This window comes from Ramlibacter pinisoli (assembly GCF_009758015.1).
GTDB lineage: Bacteria > Pseudomonadota > Gammaproteobacteria > Burkholderiales > Burkholderiaceae_C > Ramlibacter > Ramlibacter pinisoli.
Genome location: NZ_WSEL01000009.1, coordinates 128,132 through 150,535, shown reverse-complemented (window position 1 = coordinate 150,535; position 22,404 = coordinate 128,132). Strand labels below are relative to the sequence as shown.

The following is a 22,404-nucleotide window of genomic DNA, read 5'->3' as shown; positions in this document are numbered from 1 at the left end:
GGCCCCGCTCTCTAGATTGTCAGGACCTTCCACGGGTGAGCTGGTCGCGCATCTGGACGCTGTTCAACAGGAAACGACCGAGGCTCGCAAGTTCCTGGCTACCTTCGATTGGGTGAAGGAGATGGCGGGATCGGGCGTGCAGGGCTGCGATGGCCCCGCCGCCGGCCCCGCGTCGAAGTGGACATGCAGCCGGCGGACTCGGGCGCCACGGGTTCAACCTGGCAATGGGTGCGACAACTGAACTGCGATCTGGTGAGATGGTTGAGCCGTGCGCCCCTTCGAGGAGCGGCCGCCGCTTGACCTTGAGCGTATCCCGTTCGACTCCCAGGCACCGCCATGAAAGCTCACCACAGGTCCCTCGCCTGACCTGTTGACGCAAGCACGCTGCTCCAGAGCGCGCCCAGCGGATCGACCTTTTTTCGCGCCGACACTGCAAGCGGAATCGGGACGTGAGTGAACTCATGGTTCCAGAAACTGACCACCATGTCGGTGCGTCCGCTCATCCCGGCGTGCACGGCGTGCTGCCCAAGCAGCAGGCAGAACGCCGAATCGACAGGGCTCGCGGGCTGGCTGCGAATCATGTAGCTCGGATCGATGTACTTGAGGCTGATCTCGGTGCCGGTCCGCCTGAAGTGATCGCTGATCGCGTCGCGCAGGAACAAGCCGATGTCGCCGTACTTCGCATTGCCTGATGCGTCCTTCCCTCCCGTCGGGGCGACCAGGTCCTGGCCTGCGCCTTCCGCCACCAGGATCACGGCGTGGCCACGGTGCTGGAGTCGCGCCGAGAGATCGCCGAGAAGTCGTTCCAGGCTGAAGCGGACCTCCGGGATCAGGCAGAAGTTCACCTGGCTGTTGACAAGCACGGTATGGGCAGCGATGAACCCTGAGTCGCGACCCATCAGCTTCACCAGGCCGATCCCGTTGCGTGCCGCTTCGGCTTCCGCGTTGGCGGCGTAGGTTGCCCAGCGGGCCTCGGTGACCGCGGTCGCGAAGCCGAACGTGCGCTGGGTGAAGGAAATGTCGTTGTCGATCGTCTTCGGGACGCCGATGACGCCGAGAGACAGTCCCTGACGCCCAGCTTCCTCCACGATGGCGTGTGCCCCGCGCAGCGTCCCGTCGCCGCCGATTGTGAAAAGGATGCCGATCCCCAGGTCCTTCAGCGTCCGGACCATCTCGGCCGGATCCTGCGGCCCGCGGGACGAGCCGAGAACCGTTCCACCGAGCTCGTTGATGCGGGCGACCGCCTCGGGCGTGAGATCGAGGGGCGCGTGTCCGTGCCGGTGCACGAGCCCCTCGTACCCATACCGGAACCCGTGGATCCTCGTGACTCCGTAGTGGTAGCGCAGGCTGAGGACGATCGCCCTGATGACGTCGTTCAACCCCGGGCAGAGGCCGCCACAGGTGACGATGCCGCAGGCGATCGAGGATGGGTCGAACAGGAGGCGCTCACGCGGGCCCGCGACCTCCATCGCGGGAGGTTCGGCGTGAGCCTGCAACCAGGGCCCCAGGTCCTCGAGGCGGGCGTGGTACAGGACGCGCTCGTCGTCGCCGACGAAGCGAACACCGCGCATCGGTGAGGGCACGTGGCATTCGCCGAGTCGGGTGATCTCGAAACGGAGGGTTGCGTCGTCCACGGGGCGCTCCTTGTCCCACTCGGACTTGCTGGCGCCGCGTGCGCAGCCGCTCCTCTCCAGGGACAGTCTGAACAAGTCCACCGATCATGCCCCCAGACGATTGGATAGAAGGAAAAGAGTCGCAGTGATGAGCCAGATCAGCTGTTCGGGCGCCGAGCGCTCGGGCAGGCGGAAGAGGTTGCGGCGCGAGGTCTTCCTCACGAAGGCGGAAGTCCAGCTCAACCATGCCTCTCAGGCGCCGGTGACGGTGCGCAGAACACGAGCCGTACTGGAAGCCAAGGGAGCATGCCGGGACTAGGACCAGTCCTAGGTTGGCTAGGAGCGGCGGCGGCCGATTCCCGGACGGGTCCGAGCGGCTGAATCAGCCGGCGCTGATGTCGCAAGGCGGGTTGGTCCGCCACAGTGACAGCGTGCTAGCACCTACGTCTCCCTAGGCGCGGCTCTCGCCCAGCAGCAGTTGCTGGGGTCGTGAGTCGCGATTGCACTGAGCTGGACTGGACTGGAGAGGACGCCATGAACCACGAATCGCTGCGGATCATCCGGGACGAGCACGCCGGCGTCGCCGCAGTGCTGCGGTCACTGGTCTCGATGGTGGCGCAGGGGCCCCAGGACTGCCCCTTGCGCTTCTTCGACGTGATGCGCGCGATGCTGTACTACATCGATGAGTACCCGGAGCGGCTGCACCATCCCAAGGAGTCGGACCTCCTGTTTCCCAAGCTGGCGCGCGCGCGGCCGGAGCTCATGCCGCTGATCCAGCGGCTCGAATCCGACCACCTGCAAGGCGAGTCCCGTGTTCGCGACCTGCAGCACCTGCTGCTCGGGTGGGAACTGATGGGCGAGTCCCAGAGGGAGCCGTTCGCCGCCCGGTTGCGACAGTACGCCACCTTCTACCTGGATCACATGCGGCTTGAGGAGGAGCACCTGCTCCCGGCGGCCGAGGCCGTGCTCACGGAAGCGGATTGGGCCGAACTCGATGAGGCGTTCGCGCGCAACCACGATCCGCTGGCCGGTGCGGACTCCGCCGCGATGGACCGGCTGTTCACGCGAATCGTGCGAACGGCCCCGGCGCCGATCGGGCTGGGTCCCGCCTTGCACCTGGACGACGAGGAGAAGCGCGGAATGGCGCAAGGGCAACTGCCGCCCGTCCACGGCCACCACGCCGCGTAGCCGCGCGTCGTCGGCCGGTCTAGGCAGAAGGCCCCGGCGGGCCGCTGGTCGGTCGCGTGGCAGTGGCCGGCCGCGACGGGAGGATCTGGAAGTCCGCGGCATCGAGCAGCTTTCCCGACAGCTCTTCCCGTCGGACCTCATCGATCCGCGCCAGCGGAGGAGCCTCCAGCCGCAGCAGACCGACGAAGGTCTCCAGGTCGGCCGGCTCGCCCGCCACCTCGACGCAGACGTCTTCGCCATCGTTCCATACCGCGCCACGCAGGGCCAGCCGCCGCGCCAGCCGCAAGACCGCAACTCGCATGCCGACACCCTGCACCAGCCCGTGTAGCAGGATCCGCTCAGAACGTTCGCTCATGGAAGGTGCTCCGCGGCACGCGGACGATGCGCCGTTCCGGGAGCGTACTCCCGCCACGTGGTCCGTTGGACGCCCGGTTGCGCAGCCCCCGGGGCGCGTGCGCCGGGCATCAGCCGGCACCAACCGCGGCGGGGCAGGGCGGCCAGCGGCAGGACCGGCTGCACCTGGCAGGCAAATTGAGCGTGGCTGTCGAAAGCCCGTCTTCCAACGGATGTCCCGGTGTCCATTCAATGTGCCTGGACTGTCTGTCTAAGAGACGTGGACAGACGAACGTTCGCTTGAGAACGCACTCGTTGACATGAGCGAAGGGTCGGTGACTGTCGCCCGCGTGCGACACGCGGTTGACAGTCTGTCTAAGTATGTTGGACACTGTGTCCAGGTAATTTAGACAGATACTTGGACAGACATACCGTGTTCACGAGCAAGGAAGTCCTGGAGCGCACCGGCATCTCGCGGGCCACGCTGAACAACTACATCAGCAGCGGCCTGTTGCCGCGTCCCGACGTGCTGCCGCCCGACCCGTCCGCCGGGTCGGCGCCGCGCATCGGCTATTTCCCGGACGACACGGTCGATCGCATCCTGGAGATCCAGCGGCTGAAGACCGAGGGCTGGAGCATCGGCCGCATCGCGCTGCATTTCGAGCAGCGCGCGCGCGGTGAGCCGGGCCTGGAGTCAGCGCCCGGCGCCGTCGCAGCCCCGGCCACCGGCGCGCTCGAAGTTGCCAGCGCAGTCCCCGCTTCCTCCTTCTTCGAGGAAGTCGAGCATCCGGCGTACGGTGTCGGCTCCGGCTTCGAACTGCTCTGGTCCAACGCTGCCATCCACGCCGGCGCCGTCGGCCGACTGCTGTCCTGGCCCGCCGGCCCGGCCAAGGGCGTCGGCATCCTCGAACTGCTGTTGCGGTCGGGCCGTGATCCCGCCACGGACGAGCTGGTGGGCTTTCACCTCACGGTCGCGCGGGAGCGCGGGACGGCGCTGGCGGACCTGTGCCGAGGGTTGACGGCTGAGCAGTCGGCCGTCATCGGGCGCCGGCTGCAATCGGTGCGGCCGCCGGCGGCCGGTTCGGTGGCGATCGCCAGGCTGCCGCTTGCCGGGTCAGAGCGTGGCATCGCAGTGCATGCCGTGCGGCTGCGGACCGGCGTGGTGTTCCTCTACGCCCCGCCGGCCCACGACGACGCGCCGGCGCCGCAGATGCCGGCCACGACGACTTTGGTGCCTGCAGCCGCCACACGCCTCCAGCCCGTGGCAGTGCTGGCGACCCGGCTGCAGGACGCCGAAGCCTGGTGGCGCCGGCTGCCGGCCCCCGAATTCCTCGAACTGATGGCCGACCTGCGGGCGACCATTGATCCGGTGATCGCCGCGCAGGGCGGCAGCGCGGGCTACGCCCGCCACGCCGGCTTCGACGCCGTGTTCACCGGCCACGACTCCGACCATCTGGCCCGAGCCGTGCGGGCCGCGCAGGCGCTACGGGAGGCCATGCGCGTCCTGAGCCGGCGCTGGCAGGCACGCAAGGGCTGGACTGCCGAACTGCACCTGAACACCGGCCTGGCAGAAGGCCATGAATGGATCGGCGAAGCGGCCCTGCCGGGCGATGCTGCCCAGCAGGCCGCAGCGCTGGCGCACGCCGGGCGCGACGCCAGCGTCTGGGCCACCCGCGCCCTGGCCGACCGCCTGCCCGCCGCCGTGCGGGCCGGACTGCGGCTGGCCGCCCCCGTGGCGGGGCCCGTGTGGACTCCGGTCGACGGCTGCTACGCCCGATTGAGCGACCTGGTGGAGGCGCGCGGCGGCGCGCCCACCGAGGTCGCCCCCCGTTTTGCCGACCTTGCCGTGGCCGTCCTGGCACCCGCGGCAACGGCCGGCGATTCCAACCCCCCGGCGGCGCGGCCGCCCCACGAAGCCTAGGGAGGCGCCATGCGCTGGCTGAAACCCAATCTGAGAAACAGCATCTGGGCCCTGTTCGGCGGCACGCCGAGCGAGCCGCCCTCGACCCTGATCGAGGCCGTGACCCTGGAGGACATCCGGGGGCGCATGCACGCCCTGGCCCATTCCGTCGGCAACGAGCGGTCGCAGCAGGTGGTACGCCGCATCCGCTATGCCAGCGACGTCGAGGCCCTCTGGTTCATCCGCAGCGAACTCATGGCCCTGCTGGCCGGCGAACTGGGCGAGGCGGCGGCCCTGGACGAGGTCGACTCCATCAGCGACATGTTCGAGGACCTGCTGCCCGAGGGCCTGCGCTCGCGCCCGAGCCCCCTCGGTCGTTGATCGCGTCCGCGATACCCGCCGATCAGAACGAGCCGGACCTAGATACGGCAAGGGCCGGCCAGGCGTGTGCCGGATTCAGTCCTTGGGCCGGCTGGCCTGCACCATCTTCATGGCCGACGCGATCAGCGCGGACACCTCGCCCATGTTGCCCGGCACGATGAGGGTGGTCTGCGACTCGTTGGCGACGTTGCGGAAGGCGTCGACCGCCTTCTCCGCCACTTCCAGCTGCACCGCCTGCTCGCCGCCCGGCTGCCGGATCGCCTCGGCGATCTGGCGGATGGCCTGCGCCTTGGCCTGCGCCACGGCGATGATCGCGGCTGCCTGGCCCTGCGCCTGGTTGATGTCGGCCTGTTTCTCGCCCTCCGAGCGGGCGATGGACGCCTCCCGCTCGCCGGTGGCGATGTTGATCTGCTCCTGCCGGCGTCCCTCGGAGGCGGCGATCAGGGCGCGTTTCTCGCGCTCGGCCGTGATCTGCGATTGCATGGCGTGCAGGATCTCCTTGGGCGGCGTGAGGTCCTTGATCTCGTAGCGCAGCACTTTCACGCCCCAGTTCAGGGCCGCCTCGTCGATGGCCTGCACGATCTGGGCGTTGATGATGTCCCGTTCCTCGAAGGTCTTGTCCAGCTCCAGCTTGCCGATGACGCTGCGCAGCGACGTCTGGGCCAGCTGGGTGACCGCGACGATGTAGTTGGACGAGCCATAACTGGCCCGCATCGGGTCGGTGACCTGGAAGTACAGGATGCCGTCGACCTGCAGCTGGGTGTTGTCGCGCGTGATGCAGACCTGGCTGGGGACGTCCAGCGGGATCTCCTTCAGGCTGTGGCGGTACGCGACCTTGTCGACGAAGGGCACGAGGAAGTTCAGGCCGGGCGACAGCGTGCCGTGGTACCTGCCCAGCCGTTCGACCACCCAGGCGTGCTGCTGGGGAACCACCTTGATGCTGCGGGCGATGAAGATGACGGCGACGACGAACAGGACGACGGCGATTTCCATGGGCTCTCCGGGGTGGATCAGAGTTTTTCGACGATCAGGCGGTTGCCTACGACCTCGCGGACTCGGTGCGGTCCGGGCGCGGGAACCGCGCCGGGCAGGTGGGCGACCGTCCACCGGGCGCCGCGGTAGCGCACCTGAGCGGTCCCGTCCGGCTGCCAGGCCTCGACCACGACCGTCTCGCCGATGTCCAGGTTCACGTCCGGGTTGGCGCTGGCCGACGGGCCGGCCGGGCGCCTGCCGCGGACCACGTGCCAGGCGCCGACAGCCCCTCCGCCCACGACCGCGGCCGTGACCAGCTGCGCGGGGAGGGCGGCTCCGCCGTGCGCGGCCATCGCGGCCGCGGACAGGCCGATCGCGAGCATCAGCAGGTAGAAGCTCCCCGTGACCAGTTCGACCGCCACGGCCGCGCCGGCCAGCAGCCACCACACCGTCGATTCCGCCATCCCGCTCTCCTCGTGTTCTGTCCGGCATTGTGGGCGATCCGGCACCCGGGTGCCGCTGATTGCATACACTTCGCGGCTCGTTTCCCCGCGGCCCGCCTCCCGCCCCCCCTGGACACCCCATGAAATTCCGTTTTCCCATCGTCATCATCGACGAAGACTACCGGTCCGAGAACACCTCCGGGCTGGGCATCCGCGCGCTCGCGCAGGCCATCGAGGCCGAGGGCATGGAGGTGCTGGGGGTGACCAGCTACGGCGACCTCTCGCAGTTCGCGCAGCAGCAAAGCCGCGCCAGCGCCTTCATCCTGTCGATCGACGACGAGGAGTTCACGCCCGGGCCGGACCTCGACCCGGCAGTGGTGAACCTGCGCAGCTTCATCCAGGAGGTGCGACGCAAGAACAGCGACGTGCCGATCTACGTGTACGGCGAGACCAAGACCTCGCGCCACATGCCGAACGACATCCTGCGCGAGCTGCACGGCTTCATCCACATGTTCGAGGACACGCCGGAGTTCGTGGCCCGGCACATCATCCGCGAGGCCAAGAGCTACCTGGAGGGCATCCAGCCGCCATTCTTCAAGGCGCTGCTCGACTACGCGGAGGATGGCTCCTATTCCTGGCACTGCCCCGGCCACTCGGGCGGGGTGGCGTTCCTCAAGACGCCGGTGGGCCAGATGTTCCACCAGTTCTTCGGCGAGAACATGCTGCGGGCCGACGTCTGCAACGCCGTCGACGAACTCGGCCAGCTGCTGGACCACACCGGCCCGGTGGCCGCCAGCGAGCGCAACGCCGCCCGCATCTTCAACGCCGACCACTGCTTCTTCGTCACCAACGGCACGTCGACGTCGAACAAGATGGTCTGGCACCACACCGTGGCCCCGGGCGACGTGGTCGTGGTCGACCGCAACTGCCACAAGTCCATCCTGCACTCGATCATCATGACCGGGGCCATCCCGGTGTTCATGAAGCCGACGCGCAACCACTTCGGCATCATCGGCCCGATCCCGCAGAGCGAGTTCGCGCCCGAAGCCATCAGGGCCAAGATCCGGGCCAACCCGCTGCTGGCCGGTGTCGATGCCGACCAGGTCAAGCCGCGCGTGATGACGCTCACCCAGTCCACCTACGACGGGGTCCTGTACAACACCGAGACCATCAAGGGCATGCTCGACGGCTACGTCGACACGCTGCACTTCGACGAGGCCTGGCTGCCGCACGCGGCCTTCCACCCGTTCTACGGGCCGTACCACGCCATGGGCAAGAAGCGCGCACGGCCCAAGGAATCGCTGACCTTCGCCACCCAGTCGACCCACAAGCTGCTGGCCGGCATCAGCCAGGCGAGCCACGTGCTGGTGCAGGATTCGCAGAACCGCAAGCTCGACCGGCACCTGTTCAACGAGGCGTACCTGATGCACACCTCGACCAGCCCGCAGTACTCCATCATCGCCAGCTGCGACGTGGCGGCGGCCATGATGGAGCCGCCCGGAGGCCCCGCGCTGGTGGAGGAGAGCATCCTGGAAGCCCTGGACTTCCGCCGCGCCATGCGCAAGGTCGACCAGGAGTACGGCAAGGACTGGTGGTTCAAGGTCTGGGGCCCCGACAAGCTGGTCGACGAGGGCATCGGCCGCGCCGACGACTGGATCATCAAGGGCGAGGCTCGCACGGCCAAGTGGCACGGCTTCGGCAACCTGGCCGAGGGCTTCAACATGCTGGACCCGATCAAGTCCACCATCGTCACGCCCGGCCTCGACCTGAACGGCAAGTTCGCCAAGACCGGCATCCCGGCGTCCATCGTCACGCGCTTCCTGGCCGAGCACGGGATCATCGTGGAGAAGACCGGGCTCTACAGCTTCTTCATCATGTTCACCATCGGCATCACCAAGGGCCGCTGGAACACGCTGCTCACGGCGCTGCAGCAGTTCAAGGACGACTACGCCCGCAACCAGCCGATGTGGCGCATCCTGCCGGAGTTCTGCCAGCAGCACCCGCGCTACGAGCGCATGGGCCTGGCCGACCTGTGCCAGCACGTGCACGAGCTGTATGCAAAGTACGACATCGCGCGCCTGACCACCGACATGTATCTGTCGGACCTCACGCCCGCCATGAAGCCGAGCGACGCCTTCGCCCACATCGCCCACCGCAAGACCGAACGGGTGCCGATCGACGAGCTGGAAGGCCGCATCACGACCTCGCTGGTCACCCCGTACCCGCCGGGCATCCCGCTGCTGATCCCGGGCGAGGTCTTCAACCGCAAGATCGTCGACTACCTGAAGTTCTCGCGCGAGTTCAACTCGCGCTGCCCGGGCTTCGAGACCGACATCCACGGGCTGGTCGAGGAAGCGGGCCCGGACGGGCAGATGCGCTACTTCGCCGACTGCGTCAGGCGCTGAGGAGCAACGGATGACCACCCTGGCCGGAGCGGCGCCGGTGCGTGAAACGCGCGCGGCAGTGACGTGGCTGCTGAACCTCGCCCATGCCATCGACCACATGTTCCTGCTCATCTTCGCGACGGCGGTCGCGACCATGGCAGCGGAATTCGGTCGCACCCGCTGGGAGGACCTCATGCCGCTCGGAGCGGGCGCCTTCGTGATGTTCGGGCTGGGGGCCCTCCCGGCCGGCCGCCTGGGCGACCTGTGGGGCCGGCGCCAGATGATGCTGGTGTTCTTCGGCGGGATGGGGCTGTCGTCCCTGCTCGTGGCCTTCACGCAGTCGGCCTGGCAGCTGGCCGCGGCGCTCACGCTGCTGGGTACCTTCGCCTCGATCTACCACCCGGTGGGCATTCCCATGCTGGTGCAGCACGCGCGCAGCCCGGGCGCCACGATCGGGCTGAACGGGTTGTCCGGCAACCTGGGGATCGCGGCCGCGGCCCTGGTGACGGGCTACCTCGTCAAGTGGTTCGGCTGGCGCATGGCGTTCGCAGTGCCGGGACTGGCATGCCTGGCCTGCGGGCTGGCCTTCGCGTGGCTGTGTCCCCGCGAGACCGAGCCGCCGTCCAGGCGGGCCGGCAAGGCCAAGGTCACGTTGACGCAGGCGCAACTGGCCCGCGCCTTCCTGGTCATGACGGCCGCCGCCGCCACCGGCGGGCTGCTGTTCAACATGACGACCAATGCCAACACGCAGCTGATGACCGAGCGCTTCCGCGGGGTGCTCGAAGACCCCGCGCTGCTGGGCATCCTGCTGTCGGTGGTCTATGCGATCGCCTCGCTGGCCCAGGTCGTGGTCGGCCGCCTGATCGACCGGATGCCGCTCAAGCCGCTGTACTTCCGGGTGGCGCTGCTGCAGATTCCCTTGCTGGTCGTGGCCGCCTATGCGCACGGCTGGCTGCTGTTCGCCGCACTGGTGGGGGTCATGGTGTCCGTCTTCGGCGCCATCCCGTTCACCGACGCGATGATCGTGCGCTACGTGGACGACCGGCTGCGCTCGCGGGTGGCCGGCATGCGGCTGGCGGTCGGGCTGGGGATCAGCTCGCTGGCGGTCTGGGCGCTGGGGCCGGTGGTCAAGGGCGTGGGCTTCGACACCATGCTGCTGGTGCTGGCCGGCATCGCGTCCATCACCGCCACCATCGTCAATTTCCTGCCCGAGGAAACGGCGGCCTGAGGGCCGCCACCCGTCAGCCGGCGGCCGGTTCGGCGATACCGCCGACGACCTGGCTGAAGCCGCCGTCGACGTAGGTGATCTCGGCGCTGACGCCGCCGGCCAGGTCCGACAGCAGGAAGGCCGCCACGTTGCCGACGTCCTCGATGGTCACGTTGCGGCGGATCGGGGCCGTCTCGGCGACCACCGACAGGATCTTGCCGAAGCCCTTGATGCCGCTGGCGGCCAGCGTCTTGATGGGGCCGGCGCTGATGCCGTTGACCCGGATGCCCTTGGGCCCGAGCGACTCCGCCAGGTAGCGCACCGACGCCTCGAGCGACGCCTTGGCCAGGCCCATGGTGTTGTAGTTCGGGACGGTGCGGATCGCGCCCAGGTAGGTCAGGGTGAGCAGCGCCGACTTGTCGTTCAGCATCGGCAGCGCTGCCTTGGCCATGGCCGGGAAGCTGTAGGCGCTGATGTCGTGGGCGATCTTGAACGCCTCGCGCGACAGCCCGTCGAGGAAGTCGCCGGCGATGGCTTCGCGCGGCGCGAAGCCGATGGCGTGCACGAAACCGTCGAACCTGGGCCAGTGGGCCGACAGGCCGGTGAACATGGCCTCGATCTGGGCGTCGTCGCCGACGTCGCAGTCGAACACCAGGCTGGAGCCGAAATCGGCCGCGTACTCGGTGATGCGGTCCTTGAAGCGCTCGCCGACGTAGCTGAAGGCCAGTTCCGCGCCCTGCGCGTGGCAGGCCTTGGCGATGCCGTAGGCGATGGAGCGGTTCGACAGAACGCCCGTGATCAACAATTTCTTGCCGGAGAGGAAGCCCATGCGTCGTCAGTGTGGAAAGTTCGGCAGAATTGTCGCATGCGAGGTTGGCTGCTCCTGCTGGCTGCGGCGGTAGCGGTGCCCGCCGCGCATGCCGCCCACGGCTATGCGCTGTGGGGGGACATGAAGTACCCGCCGGGCTTCGCGCAGTTCGACTACGTCAACCCGAAGGCGTCCAAGGGCGGCGAGTTGCGGCTGGTCAGCAACCTGCGCGTGTCCACCTTCGACAAGTACAACCCGTTCACCATCAAGGGCTCGGCGCCGGCGTACCTGCAGGCGCTGATGTTCGACAGCCTGCTCGCGGGCAGCGCGGATGAGGTCGGGGCCGGCTACGGCCTGCTGGCCGAGGACATCAGCATGGCGCCGGACGGGCTGGCCGCCACGTTCCGCCTGCGGCCGCAGGCGCGCTTCCACGATGGCCAGCCGGTGCTGGCGGCGGACGTCAAGTACACCTTCGACACGCTGCTGGGGCCCTACACGTCACCGGCCTTCAAGACCGCCCTGGAAGACCTCGCCGGCCTGGACGTGCTCGACGAGCGCACCGTGCGCTTCCGGTTCAAGCGGCTCAACCGGGAGCTCCCGCTCACGGTGGGCGGGATGCCCATCTTCAGCCGACGCTGGGGTATGGAGGACGGCAAGCCCAAGCGCTTCGATGCCGTGGTGATGGACACGCCCATCGGCAGCGGGCCCTACCGCATCGGGCCGGTGCGGTTCGGCAAGGACATCACCTACGTGCGCGATCCCGGCTACTGGGCGCGCGACCTGAACGTGCGCCGCGGGACGGCCAATTTCGACCGCATCACCGTCAAGATCTACCGCGACAACACGGCTCGCCTGGAGGCGCTGAAGGCGGGTGAATTCGACATGATGCGGTTCTTCTCCGCCGGCGACTGGGCCCGCCGCGTCAATGGCCGCAAGTTCGACAGCGGGGAACTGGTCAAGGGAGAGTTCAAGCATCGGCTGCCCTCGGGGTTCCAGAGCTACGTGCTCAACACCCGCAACCCGAAGCTGCAGGACGTGCGGGTGCGCCAGGCACTGGGCCTGGCGCTGGACTACGAGTGGATGAACCGGCAGATGTTCTACAACTCGTACCAGCGGGTGCGCGCCCTCTTCGGCAACACCGACTGCGAGAGCGAGGGCACGCCGGGCCCGCAGGAGCTGGCGCTGCTGGAGCCCTGGCGCGGCAAGGTCCCCGATGCGGTCTTCGGGCCGGCCTACATGCCGCCACGCACCGACGGCCAGAACTCCCTGCGCGCCAACCTGCGCCAGGCCCGCGACCTGCTGCGGCAGGCGGGCTGGGAAGTGCGCGACGGCGCGCTGCGCAATGCCAGGGGCGAACCCATGGTGCTGGAGTACCTCGACTCCAACGAGACCGGGGCCCGCACCGTGACGACGTGGGCGCGCAACCTGGAGAAGCTGGGCATCCAACTGGTGTTCCGGCCGGTCGACTTCGCCCTGTACCAGCAACGGCTGCAGAAGTTCGAGTTCGAGATCACCACGCTGGCCTACCAGGGCACGCACACGCCGGGGCAGGAGTTCGTCGACCTGTTCGGCAGCAAGGCAGCCGATACCGAGGACTCGGGCAACCACGCCGGCGTCAAGAGCCCGGCGGTCGACGCGCTGCTCGATCGCATGATCGTCGCCAAGACCAAGGCGCAACTGCTGCCCGCCTGCCGCGCGCTCGACCGGGTGATCAGCCACAGCCACTACCTGATCCCGCAGTGGACGGCCGGCACGCACCGCATCGTCTACAACGCCCGGCGCCTGCAGCCGGCGCTGCCCATGCCGCCCTATGCCCAGGGCGAGAACTGGGCCATCGACACCTGGTGGAGCAAGTGATGCCGGCCTACATCCTCAAGCGCCTGTTGCTCATGCTGCCGACCCTGCTGGGGGTCCTGCTGGTCACCTTCGTGGTCACGCAGTTCGTCCCGGGCGGCCCGGTGGAGCAGTACCTGGCCGAAGCGAAGGCCGGCCGGGGCGGGGAGGGCGGTGCCATGAACTACCGTGGCGGCCAGGGGGTGGATCCCAAGCGCATCGAGCAGATCAAGGCCCTGTACGGCTTCGACAAGCCGCCGCACGAGCGCTTCTGGCTGATGCTGCGCCAGTACGCCCGCTTCGACCTGGGGCGCAGCTTCTTCCAGAACAAGGACGTCTGGCAGCTCATCCGCGAGAAGCTGCCGGTCTCGGTCAGCCTGGGCCTGTGGACCTTCTTCATCAGCTACCTCATCGCGGTGCCCCTGGGCGTGGCCAAGGCGGTGCGGGCCGGCACGCGCTTCGACCTGGCCACCACGCTGCTGATACTGGTGGGCTATGCGATCCCTGGATTTGTCCTCGGCGTGGCCCTGCTGGTGGTGTTCGGCGGCCAGCTGCAGTGGTTCCCGCTGCGTGGCCTGACGTCCGGCGACTGGGACGAGATGGGCTGGGCGGCGCGCATCGTCGACTACCTGTGGCACATCGCGCTGCCGGTCACGGCGATGGTCGTCGGCAGCTTTGCGGTGACGGCGATGCTGACCAAGAACTCCTTCCTGGAGGAGATCCGCAAGCAGTACGTCCTGACGGCCCGGGCCAAGGGCGTTCCCGAGCGCCGCGTGCTGTGGAAGCACGTCATGCGCAATGCGCTGATGCCCATCATCGCCGGCTTCCCGGCGGCCTTCCTGGGCGCCTTCTTCACGGGATCGCTGCTGATCGAGACGCTGTTCTCGCTCGACGGCATGGGCCTGCTCAGCTACGAGAGCGTCATCCGGCGCGACTATCCCGTGGTGCTGGGCACGCTGTACCTGTTCACGCTGCTCGGCCTGGTGACCAAGCTGATCAGCGATCTCTGCTACGTGCTGGTGGATCCCCGTGTCCGCTTCGACTGACCCGTCCCTCCACCAGGCACCCCTCGCGGGCCAGACCCAGGGCGGGGCCGCGGCGCTGCCGCCTGCGGCCGTGCCGTCCGCCCCGTCCGCGTCGCCGGCCCGGCGGGCCTGGCGGCGCTTCCGCCGCAACCGGCTGGGGTTCTGGAGCCTGGTGGTGTTCTCGACGCTCGTGGTCCTCAGCCTGTTCGCCGAGGTGCTGTCGAACGACAAGCCGCTGCTGGTCCGCTATGGGGGGCAGTTCTACGTCCCCCTGGTGCGCAGCTACCCCGAAACCACGTTCGGCGGCGACTTCCAGACCGAGACCGATTTCCTCGACCCCTTCATCCGGGCGCAGCTGAGCAAGGACGGCAACTGGGCGATCTACCCGCCCAATCCGTACGGCCCCAAGACCTTGAATTACTTCGCCAGGGAACCGAACCCGTCGCCGCCCACCCGCGACAACCTGCTCGGCACGGATGACAGGGGCCGCGACATGCTCGCGCAGCTGGTCTACGGCTTCCGCCTGTCGGTGCTGTTCGCGCTGGCGCTGACCGTCATGGGCGTGGCCATCGGCGTTGCCACGGGTGCCGTCCAGGGGTTTTTCGCCGGCCGGGTCGACCTCGCGTTCCAGCGCTTCATCGAGATCTGGGACTCGATGCCGGAGCTGTACCTGCTGATCATCTTCAGCGCCATCTTCGCCCCCAGCGTGGCGCTGCTGCTCATCCTGCTGAGCCTGTTCGGCTGGATGGGCCTGTCCAACTACGTGCGGGCCGAGTTCCTGCGCAACCGGCAGATGGACTACGTGCGGGCCGCCCGCGCGCTGGGGGTCGGCAACCTGCGCATCATGCGGCACCACATCCTGCCCAACAGCATGACGCCGGTGATCACCTTCCTGCCGTTCCGCATGAGCGCCGCCATCCTGGCGCTGACGTCGCTCGACTTCCTGGGCCTGGGCGTGCCGCCAGGCACGCCGTCGCTGGGCGAACTGCTCAGCCAAGGGAAGAACAACATCGACGCCTGGTGGATCTCGCTGACCACGTTCGCCGTGCTGGTGGCCACGCTGTTGCTGCTGACGTTCATGGGGGACGCGCTGCGCGACGCACTCGACCCGCGCAAGGCCGACGCATGAGCGCGCCGCTGCTCGACGTCCGCGACCTGCGCGTCGCCTTCGGCGGCAAGGAGGTGGTGCATGGCGCCAGCTTCTCCATCGCGCCGGGCGAGAAGCTGGCCCTGGTGGGTGAATCCGGCTCGGGCAAGACCGTCACGGCGCTCGCCCTGCTGGGGCTCGCGCTCAACGCCCGGCTGTCGGGCTCGGCGCTGCTGGCCGGGCGCGATGGCGAGCCCCCGCTGGACCTGGTGTCGGCCCCGGAGCGCCGGCTGCTGCAGATTCGCGGCCAGGACATCGCCATGATCTTCCAGGAGCCCATGACGGCCCTGAATCCGCTGTACACGGTGGGCGACCAGGTCGCCGAGGTGCTGCAGCTCAAGCAGGGCCTCGGGGGCCGGCAGGCCTGGGACGCGGCCATCGAAGCGCTCGCGGCGACCGGCATCCCCGAGCCGGCGCGTCGCGCCCACGCCTACCCGCACCAGCTGTCCGGCGGGCAGCGCCAGCGCGCCATGATCGCCATGGCCCTGGCATGCCGGCCGCGGCTGCTGCTGGCCGACGAACCCACCACGGCACTGGACGTCACGCTGCGGGTGCAGATCCTCGGGTTGCTGGCCGACCTGCAGCGGCAGACCGGCATGGCAGTCCTTCTCATCACCCACGACCTGAACCTCGTGCGGCGGTTCGCCGACCGGGTCGCGGTCATGGAGAACGGCCACCTGGTGGAGCAGGGCGCGGTGGACGAGGTGTTCGCGGCGCCCCGGCACGCCTACACGCGGCGGCTGATCGACAGCCGGCCGGCGCGGGATGTCGACGAGGAGGCTGCGGGCGACCAACCGGCGCTGCTGCGCGCCAGCGGCATGGAGGTCGGCTACTCCGTCCCCATCCCCGGCTTCCGGGGCTGGTTCCGCCGCGGCGAGTTCGTGGCGGTGCGAGGCGCCGACTTCGCGCTGGCCGCCGGGCGCACCCTGGGCGTGGTCGGCGAATCGGGGTCCGGCAAGTCGACCCTGGCCCTGGCGGCCCTGGGCTTGCTGCCCCACCGGGGAACGCTCGATGCGGCGGGGCGCCGCTGGACCGGCAGCCCGGACGCCGACCGCGGGTTGCGCCGCCAGGTGCAGGTGGTGTTCCAGGATCCCTTTTCGTCCCTCTCGCCGCGCATGACGGTGGAGGAGATCGTCGGCGAGGGCCTGCTGGTGCACGAACCGCAGCTGGGGGCGCCCGAGCGCCGGCAGCGCGTGCTCCAGGCCCTGGCCGACGTCGGCCTGGCCGAGGCCCAGTTCCCCGGCCTGCTGGACCGCTACCCGCACGAGTTCTCGGGCGGGCAGCGCCAGCGTCTCGCCATCGCGCGGGCCCTGATCGTCGGCCCGCAGCTGCTGGTGCTGGACGAGCCCACCAGCGCGCTGGACGTCACCATCCAGCAGCAGGTGCTGCAGTTGCTCCAGCGTCTGCAGCGCGAGAAGGGCCTGGCCTACCTGCTCATCACGCACGACGTGGATGTGATCCGGGCGATGGCGCACGAGGTCCTGGTGATGAAGGACGGCCAGGTGCTCGAGTCGGGGCCGGTGGAGCAGGTGCTGGGGCGGCCGTCGCACGCCTATACCCAGGCGCTCGTCGCCGCAGCGGCCTGATGCTGCCCCGCCACCCGACCCCCATCGCGCCCGAGGAGGTGGAGATCACCGCCGTGCGGGCCCAGGGCGCCGGTGGCCAGAACGTCAACAAGGTGTCCAGCGCGGTGCACCTGCGCTTCGACATCCGCGCGTCCTCGCTCGGCGCCGACCACAAGGCGCGGCTGCTGGCCCTGCACGACCAGCGCATCACCCGCGCGGGGGTGCTGGTCATCAAGGCCCAGGCGCACCGCAGCCAGGAGCTCAACCGGACCGAGGCGCTGGCCCGGCTGCAGGAGATCGTCGACAGCGTGGCCGAGCCACCGCACTTGCGCAAACCCACCCGGCCCCCAGCTTCATCCCGCCGCGCGCGATTGCGCGACAAGCGGCAGCGGTCCGACGTCAAGCTCATGCGCTCGGGCCGCGATTCGCAGGCCTGAACCCCGGGGACTGTTGCGAAACTGCGCGGCGCGCGGTACAATCTTTGCTTCGCGACCAAACGGGCGGGTACTCACCGCCCGTTTTTTTTGGTTTGGCGCATTTCACAGGAACAGACACAAGGCGTGGCACTGCAGGATATTGCTGAGCAGACCGTGACCGGCCTCGGCTACGAGCTGGTGGAGATCGAACGCTCCGCCGGAGGCCTGCTGCGCGTCACCATCGACCTGCCGTGGGCCCCGGGGGTCGAGCAGTACGTGAACGTCGAGGACTGCGAGAAGGTCACCCGCCAGCTGCAATACGCGCTCGAGGTCGAGGGCGTCGACTACAAGCGGCTCGAGGTGTCGTCGCCCGGGCTTGACCGGCCGTTGCGGGGCGAGAAGGATTTCGAGCGCTTCGCCGGCGAAATGGTGGACGTCACGCTGCGCGCGCCGGTGGGTGCCGCCGGCGCGGGGCAGGTGGCGCCGACGCGCAAGAAGTTCCGCGGCCAGCTGGCGCGCGGCGAAGGCGGCGGCTGGCAGGTCATGTGGTCCGACGAGCCCAAGGTGAAGCCGGGCCAGAGGATCAGTCGCAAGCGGGAGCCGGCGCCGGTGCAGGTGCTGGGCTTCACGCTCGACGAATTGAAGGAGGCGCGGCTCGCGCCGGTAGTGGATTTCAAGGGCAGGAAGCCCAGGCAGACAGGAGAGTCGTGATGAATCGCGAATTGTTGATGCTGGTCGAGGCGATCTCGCGCGAGAAGAACGTGGAGCGCGACGTGGTGTTCGGTGCCGTCGAGTCGGCGCTCGCGCAAGCCACCAAGAAGCTGTACCAGGGCGAGGTGGACATCCGCGTGGCCATCGACCGCGACAGCGGCGTCTACGAGACCTTCCGCCGCTGGCTCGTCGTGCCTGACAGCCAGGGCCTGCAGAACCCCGACGCCGAGGAACTCCTCATGGACGCCCGCGAGCGCGTGCCAGACGTCGAGGAAGGCGAGTACATCGAGGAAGGCATCGATTCGCTGCCCATCGGGCGCATCGGGGCCATGGCCGCCAAGCAGGTCATCCTGCAGAAGATCCGCGACGCCGAGCGCGAGATGCTGCTCAACGACTTCATGTCGCGCGGCGACAAGATCTTCGTGGGCACCGTCAAGCGCATGGACAAGGGCGACATCATCGTCGAGAGCGGCCGCGTCGAAGGCCGGCTGCGCCGCGGCGAGATGATCCCCAAGGAGAACCTGCGCAACGGCGACCGCGTGCGGGCCATGATCATGGAGGTCGACCTCACGCTGCGCGGCGCGCCCATCATCCTGTCGCGCGCGGCCCCCGAGTTCATGATCGAGCTGTTCCGCCAGGAAGTGCCCGAGATCGAGCAGGGCCTGCTGGAAATCAAGAGCTGCGCCCGCGACCCCGGCTCGCGCGCCAAGATCGCGGTGCTGTCGCACGACAAGCGCGTCGATCCCATCGGCACCTGCGTCGGCGTGCGCGGCACGCGCGTGAACGCCGTCACCAACGAGCTCGCCGGCGAGCGCGTGGACATCGTGCTGTGGTCCGAGGACCCGGCGCAGTTCGTCATCGGTGCGCTGGCGCCGGCCAACGTCAGCTCCATCGTCGTCGACGAGGAGAAGCACGCCATGGACGTGGTGGTCGACGAGGAGAACCTCGCCATCGCCATCGGCCGCGGCGGCCAGAACGTGCGCCTGGCCAGCGAGCTGACCGGCTGGAAGATCAACATCATGGATGCGAACGAATCGGCCCAGAAGCAGGCCGAGGAGTCCAGCACCATCCGCACGCTGTTCATGGAGAAGCTGGACGTCGACGAAGAGATCGCCGACATCCTGATCTCCGAGGGCTTCACCAGCCTCGAGGAAGTGGCCTACGTCCCGATCCAGGAGATGCTGGACATCGAGTCGTTCGACGAGGACACCGTGAACGAGCTGCGGTCGCGCGCCAAGGATGCGCTGCTGACCATGGAGATCGCGCACGAGGAGAGCGTCGAGGAGGTGTCGCAGAACCTGCGCGACCTCGAAGGCCTCACGCCCGAACTGATTGGCACGCTGGCCGAGGCCGGCGTGCACACCCGCGACGAGCTGGCTGACCTGGCCGTCGATGAGTTGACCGAGATTACCGGCCAGTCCGCGGACGAGGCCAAAGCCCTGATCATGAAGGCGCGCGAACACTGGTTTGCCAGTGCGACCGCGCAAGCGTGACGTGATGGAGGGGACCAGAACACATGTCGAGCACCACCGTCGCCGAGTTCGCCAGCGAACTCAAGAAATCACCCGATACGCTGCTTGAGCAGCTCCGCAGCGCAGGTGTGGCCAAGTCGGCCACGACCGATGCGTTGTCCGAGGCCGACAAGCAGAAGCTCCTTGGCTACCTCAAGGCCAGCCACGGAACCGTTTCGCCCGAGCGCAAGAAAATCACGCTGGTGAAGAAATCGACCAGCGAGATCAAGCAGGCCGACGCCAGCGGCAAGGCCCGCACCATCCAGGTCGAAGTCCGCAAGAAGCGCACCTTCGTCAAGCGCGACGAGGGCGGCGACACCGCCGTGGTCGAGTCGCCCGAGGCCGAGCTGCAGGAGCCGCCGGCGCCGCAGGTCGACGACGCCGAGCTGGTGCGCCGCGAGGAAGAGCACCGTCGCCAGGCTGAGCTGCTGCGCCGCCAGGAAGAAGACCTGGTGGAGAAGCGCCGCCTGCGCGAGGAGCAGGAGCGCCGCGAGCGCGAGGCCGAGGAACGCGCCGCCGCCTACGCCGCCACCGAGCAGGCCAAGCGGGCCGCCCTGACCCAGGCCCAGCAGGAGGCCAGCGCCGAAGCTGCCGCTGCCGCCGCGGCACGCGCCGCCGCGGCCGCCGAAGCACGGGCCAAGGCCGAAGTCGAATCCAAGGCTCGCGCCGATGAGGAAGCCGCGCGCGCCAAGGACCTGGACGAGCGCCGGCGCAAGGCCCTGGCCGAAGCCGAGGCCATCCGCGCCATGATGGCCGCGCCCAAGAAGGTGCTCGTGGCCAAGAAGCCCGAGGAGGCCAAGCCAGTTGCCAAGCCCGGCGATGCTGCCAAGCCGGCAGCCAAGGGCACGCTGCACAAGCCGGCGGTCACCGCGCGTCCGGGCACCGGCGCGGCCGCGCCGGCCGGCCCCGGCGGCGGCAAGGAAGTCAAGTCGGCCAAGCTGTCGTCCAGCTGGGCCGCCGATCCGGCCAAGAAGAAGGCCATCCCGACCCGCGGCGACGCGTCGGGTGGCATCGGCCGCAACAACTGGCGCGGGGGCCCGCGTGGCCGCCGCGGCAATGACCGCGACCAGCGCAGCGAAGGCATGCAGGCCGCGCCGGTCGAGCAACGCGTGATCGAAGTGCACGTGCCGGAGACCATCACGGTCGCCGAACTCGCGCACAAGATGGCGGTCAAGGCGTCCGAAGTGATCAAGGCGCTCATGAAGATGGGCCAGATGGTCACCATCAACCAGCCGCTGGACCAGGACACGGCCATGATCGTGGTCGAGGAAATGGGCCACAAGGCGGTCACCGCCGCGCTGGACGATCCCGAGGCGTTCACGGAAGAGGAAACCGGCCAGGCCGAGGCCGAAGCCCTGCCGCGCGCGCCGGTGGTCACCGTCATGGGCCACGTCGACCACGGCAAGACCTCGCTGCTGGACTACATCCGCCGCTCCAAGGTGGCCGCAGGCGAGGCCGGTGGCATCACCCAGCACATCGGCGCCTACCACGTGGAGACCGAGCGGGGCGTCATCTCGTTCCTCGACACCCCCGGCCACGAGGCGTTCACCGCCATGCGGGCCCGCGGCGCGCAGGCGACCGACATCGTCATCCTGGTGGTGGCCGCCGACGACGGCGTCATGCCGCAGACGAAGGAAGCGATCAAGCACGCCAAGGCGGCGCAGGTGCCGATCGTGGTGGCCGTCAACAAGATCGACAAGCCGGGCACCAACCCCGACCGCGTCAAGCAGGAACTCGTGGCCGAGGAAGTCGTGCCCGAGGAATACGGCGGCGCCTCGCCGTTCGTCAACGTCTCGGCCCTCACCGGCCAGGGCATCGACGAGCTGCTCGAGCAGGTGCTGCTGCAGGCCGAGGTGCTGGAACTGAAGGCCCCGGTCGACGCCGCGGCCAAGGGCCTGGTCATCGAAGCCCAGCTCGACAAGGGCCGCGGCCCGGTCGCCACCATCCTCGTGCAGTCCGGCACGCTGAAGGTGGGCGACGTGGTGCTGGCGGGCCAGACGTATGGCCGCGTGCGCGCAATGCTCGACGAGAACGGCAAGGCCATCAAGAGCGGCGGTCCCTCGATCCCGGTCGAGATCCAGGGCCTGACCGAGGTGCCGCAGGCCGGCGACGAGTTCATGGTGCTCACCGACGAGCGCCGTGCACGCGAGATCGCGACCTACCGCGCGGGCAAGTTCCGCAACACCAAGCTGGCCCGCCAGCAGGCCGCCAAGCTGGAGAACATGTTCACGGACATGACCGCCGGCGAGGTCAAGACGGTGCCCATCATCGTCAAGGCCGACGTGCAGGGCTCGCAGGAGGCGCTGTCGCAGTCGCTGGTGAAGCTGTCGACCGACGAGGTCAAGGTGCAGCTGGTCTACGCGGGCGTGGGTGGCATCACCGAATCGGACGTCAACCTGGCCATCGCCGCCAAGGCGGTGATCATCGGCTTCAACACGCGGGCCGACTCCGGTGCCCGCAAGCTGGCCGAGGGCAATGCCGTCGACATCCGCTACTACAACATCATCTACGACGCGGTGGATGAGCTGAAGGCCGCGATGTCGGGGATGCTGGCGCCGGAGAAGCGCGAAGAGGTCATCGGCTCGGCCGAGATCCGCACGGTGTTCGTGGCGTCCAAGATCGGCACGGTGGCCGGCTCGTACATCACCTCGGGCCTGGTCACGCGGTCGTCGCACTTCCGCCTGCTGCGCGACAACGTGGTCATCTACACCGGCGAGATCGATTCGCTCAAGCGGATGAAGGACGACGTGCGCGAGGTCAAGGAAGGCTTCGAGTGCGGTATCAAGCTGAAGAACTACAACGACATCAAGGAAGGCGACCAGCTCGAGTTCTTCGAGATCAAGGAAGTCGCCCGGACGCTCTGAAGCGGACTTCCGTCCGCGCAGGGCACCGGGAAGGCGCAGAAGGAACCGAACCGACGATGAACAAGTCTGTCGGTTTCCCTGCGCCTTCTGCGAAACCTCTGCG

The 22,404-nt window shown here is 68.6% G+C and carries 18 protein-coding genes; 13 read left to right on the top strand and 5 right to left on the bottom strand.

Translation table 11 applies throughout. From position 1 onward, the window contains the following. Window positions 1–344: 344 nt before the first annotated feature. Window positions 345–1,634 carry an ATP-dependent 6-phosphofructokinase gene (locus tag GON04_RS15215; protein WP_181653599.1) on the bottom strand — a complete coding sequence of 430 codons (1,290 nt, stop codon included), beginning with the start codon at window positions 1,632–1,634 and terminating at the stop codon, window positions 345–347. A gap of 513 nt (window positions 1,635–2,147) precedes the next feature. Between GON04_RS15215 and GON04_RS15210 the strand changes: the two genes are divergently transcribed. Next, window positions 2,148–2,801: a hemerythrin domain-containing protein gene (locus GON04_RS15210; RefSeq protein ID WP_157398916.1), complete on the top strand. Its 654-nt coding sequence runs from the start codon at window positions 2,148–2,150 to the stop codon at window positions 2,799–2,801. 19 nt (window positions 2,802–2,820) lie between these two features. Here the strand turns inward: GON04_RS15210 and GON04_RS15205 are convergent, their stop codons facing one another. Then, window positions 2,821–3,156: an acylphosphatase gene (locus tag GON04_RS15205; RefSeq protein ID WP_157398915.1), complete on the bottom strand. Its 336-nt coding sequence runs from the start codon at window positions 3,154–3,156 to the stop codon at window positions 2,821–2,823. A gap of 411 nt (window positions 3,157–3,567) precedes the next feature. On the opposite strand from GON04_RS15205, the gene GON04_RS26590 reads away from it, so the two are divergent. Both GON04_RS26590 and GON04_RS15195 read left to right on the top strand, forming a co-directional pair. Further along, complete coding sequence (locus GON04_RS26590; protein WP_181653598.1) at window positions 3,568–5,055, top strand: MerR family transcriptional regulator; 1,488 nt, start codon at window positions 3,568–3,570, stop codon at window positions 5,053–5,055. 9 nt (window positions 5,056–5,064) lie between these two features. Then, the gene (locus tag GON04_RS15195; protein ID WP_157398914.1) at window positions 5,065–5,415 is read left to right on the top strand and encodes a hypothetical protein; all 351 of its coding nucleotides are present in this window, start codon (window positions 5,065–5,067) and stop codon (window positions 5,413–5,415) included. A gap of 75 nt (window positions 5,416–5,490) precedes the next feature. On the opposite strand, the gene GON04_RS15190 is transcribed toward GON04_RS15195, so the two are convergent. Together GON04_RS15190 and GON04_RS15185 are read right to left on the bottom strand one after the other, a co-directional pair. Continuing rightward, the gene (locus GON04_RS15190; RefSeq protein ID WP_157398913.1) at window positions 5,491–6,408 is read right to left on the bottom strand and encodes an SPFH domain-containing protein; all 918 of its coding nucleotides are present in this window, start codon (window positions 6,406–6,408) and stop codon (window positions 5,491–5,493) included. A gap of 17 nt (window positions 6,409–6,425) precedes the next feature. Beyond that, entirely contained in the window at window positions 6,426–6,851 is a 426-nt protein-coding gene (locus tag GON04_RS15185; RefSeq protein ID WP_157398912.1) for an NfeD family protein, read from the bottom strand. A 119-nt stretch (window positions 6,852–6,970) separates the two neighbouring features. Here GON04_RS15185 and GON04_RS15180 point away from each other — a divergent pair, with 119 nt between their 5' ends. Then, a complete protein-coding gene (locus tag GON04_RS15180; RefSeq protein ID WP_157398911.1) occupies window positions 6,971–9,235 on the top strand; it encodes an arginine/lysine/ornithine decarboxylase in 2,265 nt (754 codons plus the stop codon). Window positions 9,236–9,245: 10 nt separating this feature from the next. Further along, window positions 9,246–10,442, top strand: a complete 1,197-nt coding sequence (locus tag GON04_RS15175; RefSeq protein WP_157398910.1) for an MFS transporter — start codon at window positions 9,246–9,248, stop codon at window positions 10,440–10,442. A gap of 13 nt (window positions 10,443–10,455) precedes the next feature. On the opposite strand, the gene fabI is transcribed toward GON04_RS15175, so the two are convergent. After that, entirely contained in the window at window positions 10,456–11,250 is a 795-nt protein-coding gene (fabI, locus tag GON04_RS15170; RefSeq protein ID WP_157398909.1) for an enoyl-ACP reductase FabI, read from the bottom strand. Between the two features lie 36 nt (window positions 11,251–11,286). Between fabI and GON04_RS15165 the strand changes: the two genes are divergently transcribed. From GON04_RS15165 to infB, 8 genes are all read left to right on the top strand, one after another. Beyond that, window positions 11,287–13,086: an extracellular solute-binding protein gene (locus GON04_RS15165; protein ID WP_157398908.1), complete on the top strand. Its 1,800-nt coding sequence runs from the start codon at window positions 11,287–11,289 to the stop codon at window positions 13,084–13,086. Then, window positions 13,086–14,108: a microcin C ABC transporter permease YejB gene (locus GON04_RS15160; protein WP_157398907.1), complete on the top strand. Its 1,023-nt coding sequence runs from the start codon at window positions 13,086–13,088 to the stop codon at window positions 14,106–14,108. Before GON04_RS15165 ends, GON04_RS15160 begins: the two co-directional genes overlap by 1 nt. Before the next feature lie 55 nt (window positions 14,109–14,163). Beyond that, a complete protein-coding gene (locus tag GON04_RS15155) occupies window positions 14,164–15,216 on the top strand; it encodes an ABC transporter permease (RefSeq protein ID WP_157400699.1) in 1,053 nt (350 codons plus the stop codon). Next, the gene (locus GON04_RS15150; protein ID WP_157398906.1) at window positions 15,213–16,820 is read left to right on the top strand and encodes an ABC transporter ATP-binding protein; all 1,608 of its coding nucleotides are present in this window, start codon (window positions 15,213–15,215) and stop codon (window positions 16,818–16,820) included. Before GON04_RS15155 ends, GON04_RS15150 begins: the two co-directional genes overlap by 4 nt. Next, window positions 16,820–17,236 carry an alternative ribosome rescue aminoacyl-tRNA hydrolase ArfB gene (arfB, locus tag GON04_RS15145; protein WP_157398905.1) on the top strand — a complete coding sequence of 139 codons (417 nt, stop codon included), beginning with the start codon at window positions 16,820–16,822 and terminating at the stop codon, window positions 17,234–17,236. The genes GON04_RS15150 and arfB overlap by 1 nt, the downstream gene beginning before the upstream one ends. A 123-nt stretch (window positions 17,237–17,359) precedes the next feature. Beyond that, on the top strand, window positions 17,360–17,926 hold the full coding sequence (gene rimP / locus GON04_RS15140) for a ribosome maturation factor RimP (RefSeq protein ID WP_181653597.1): 567 nt from the start codon (window positions 17,360–17,362) through the stop codon (window positions 17,924–17,926). Then, entirely contained in the window at window positions 17,926–19,419 is a 1,494-nt protein-coding gene (gene nusA, locus GON04_RS15135; protein WP_157398903.1) for a transcription termination factor NusA, read from the top strand. The genes rimP and nusA overlap by 1 nt, the downstream gene beginning before the upstream one ends. A 23-nt stretch (window positions 19,420–19,442) precedes the next feature. Further along, window positions 19,443–22,301: a translation initiation factor IF-2 gene (gene infB / locus GON04_RS15130; protein ID WP_157398902.1), complete on the top strand. Its 2,859-nt coding sequence runs from the start codon at window positions 19,443–19,445 to the stop codon at window positions 22,299–22,301. Window positions 22,302–22,404: the final 103 nt, after the last annotated feature.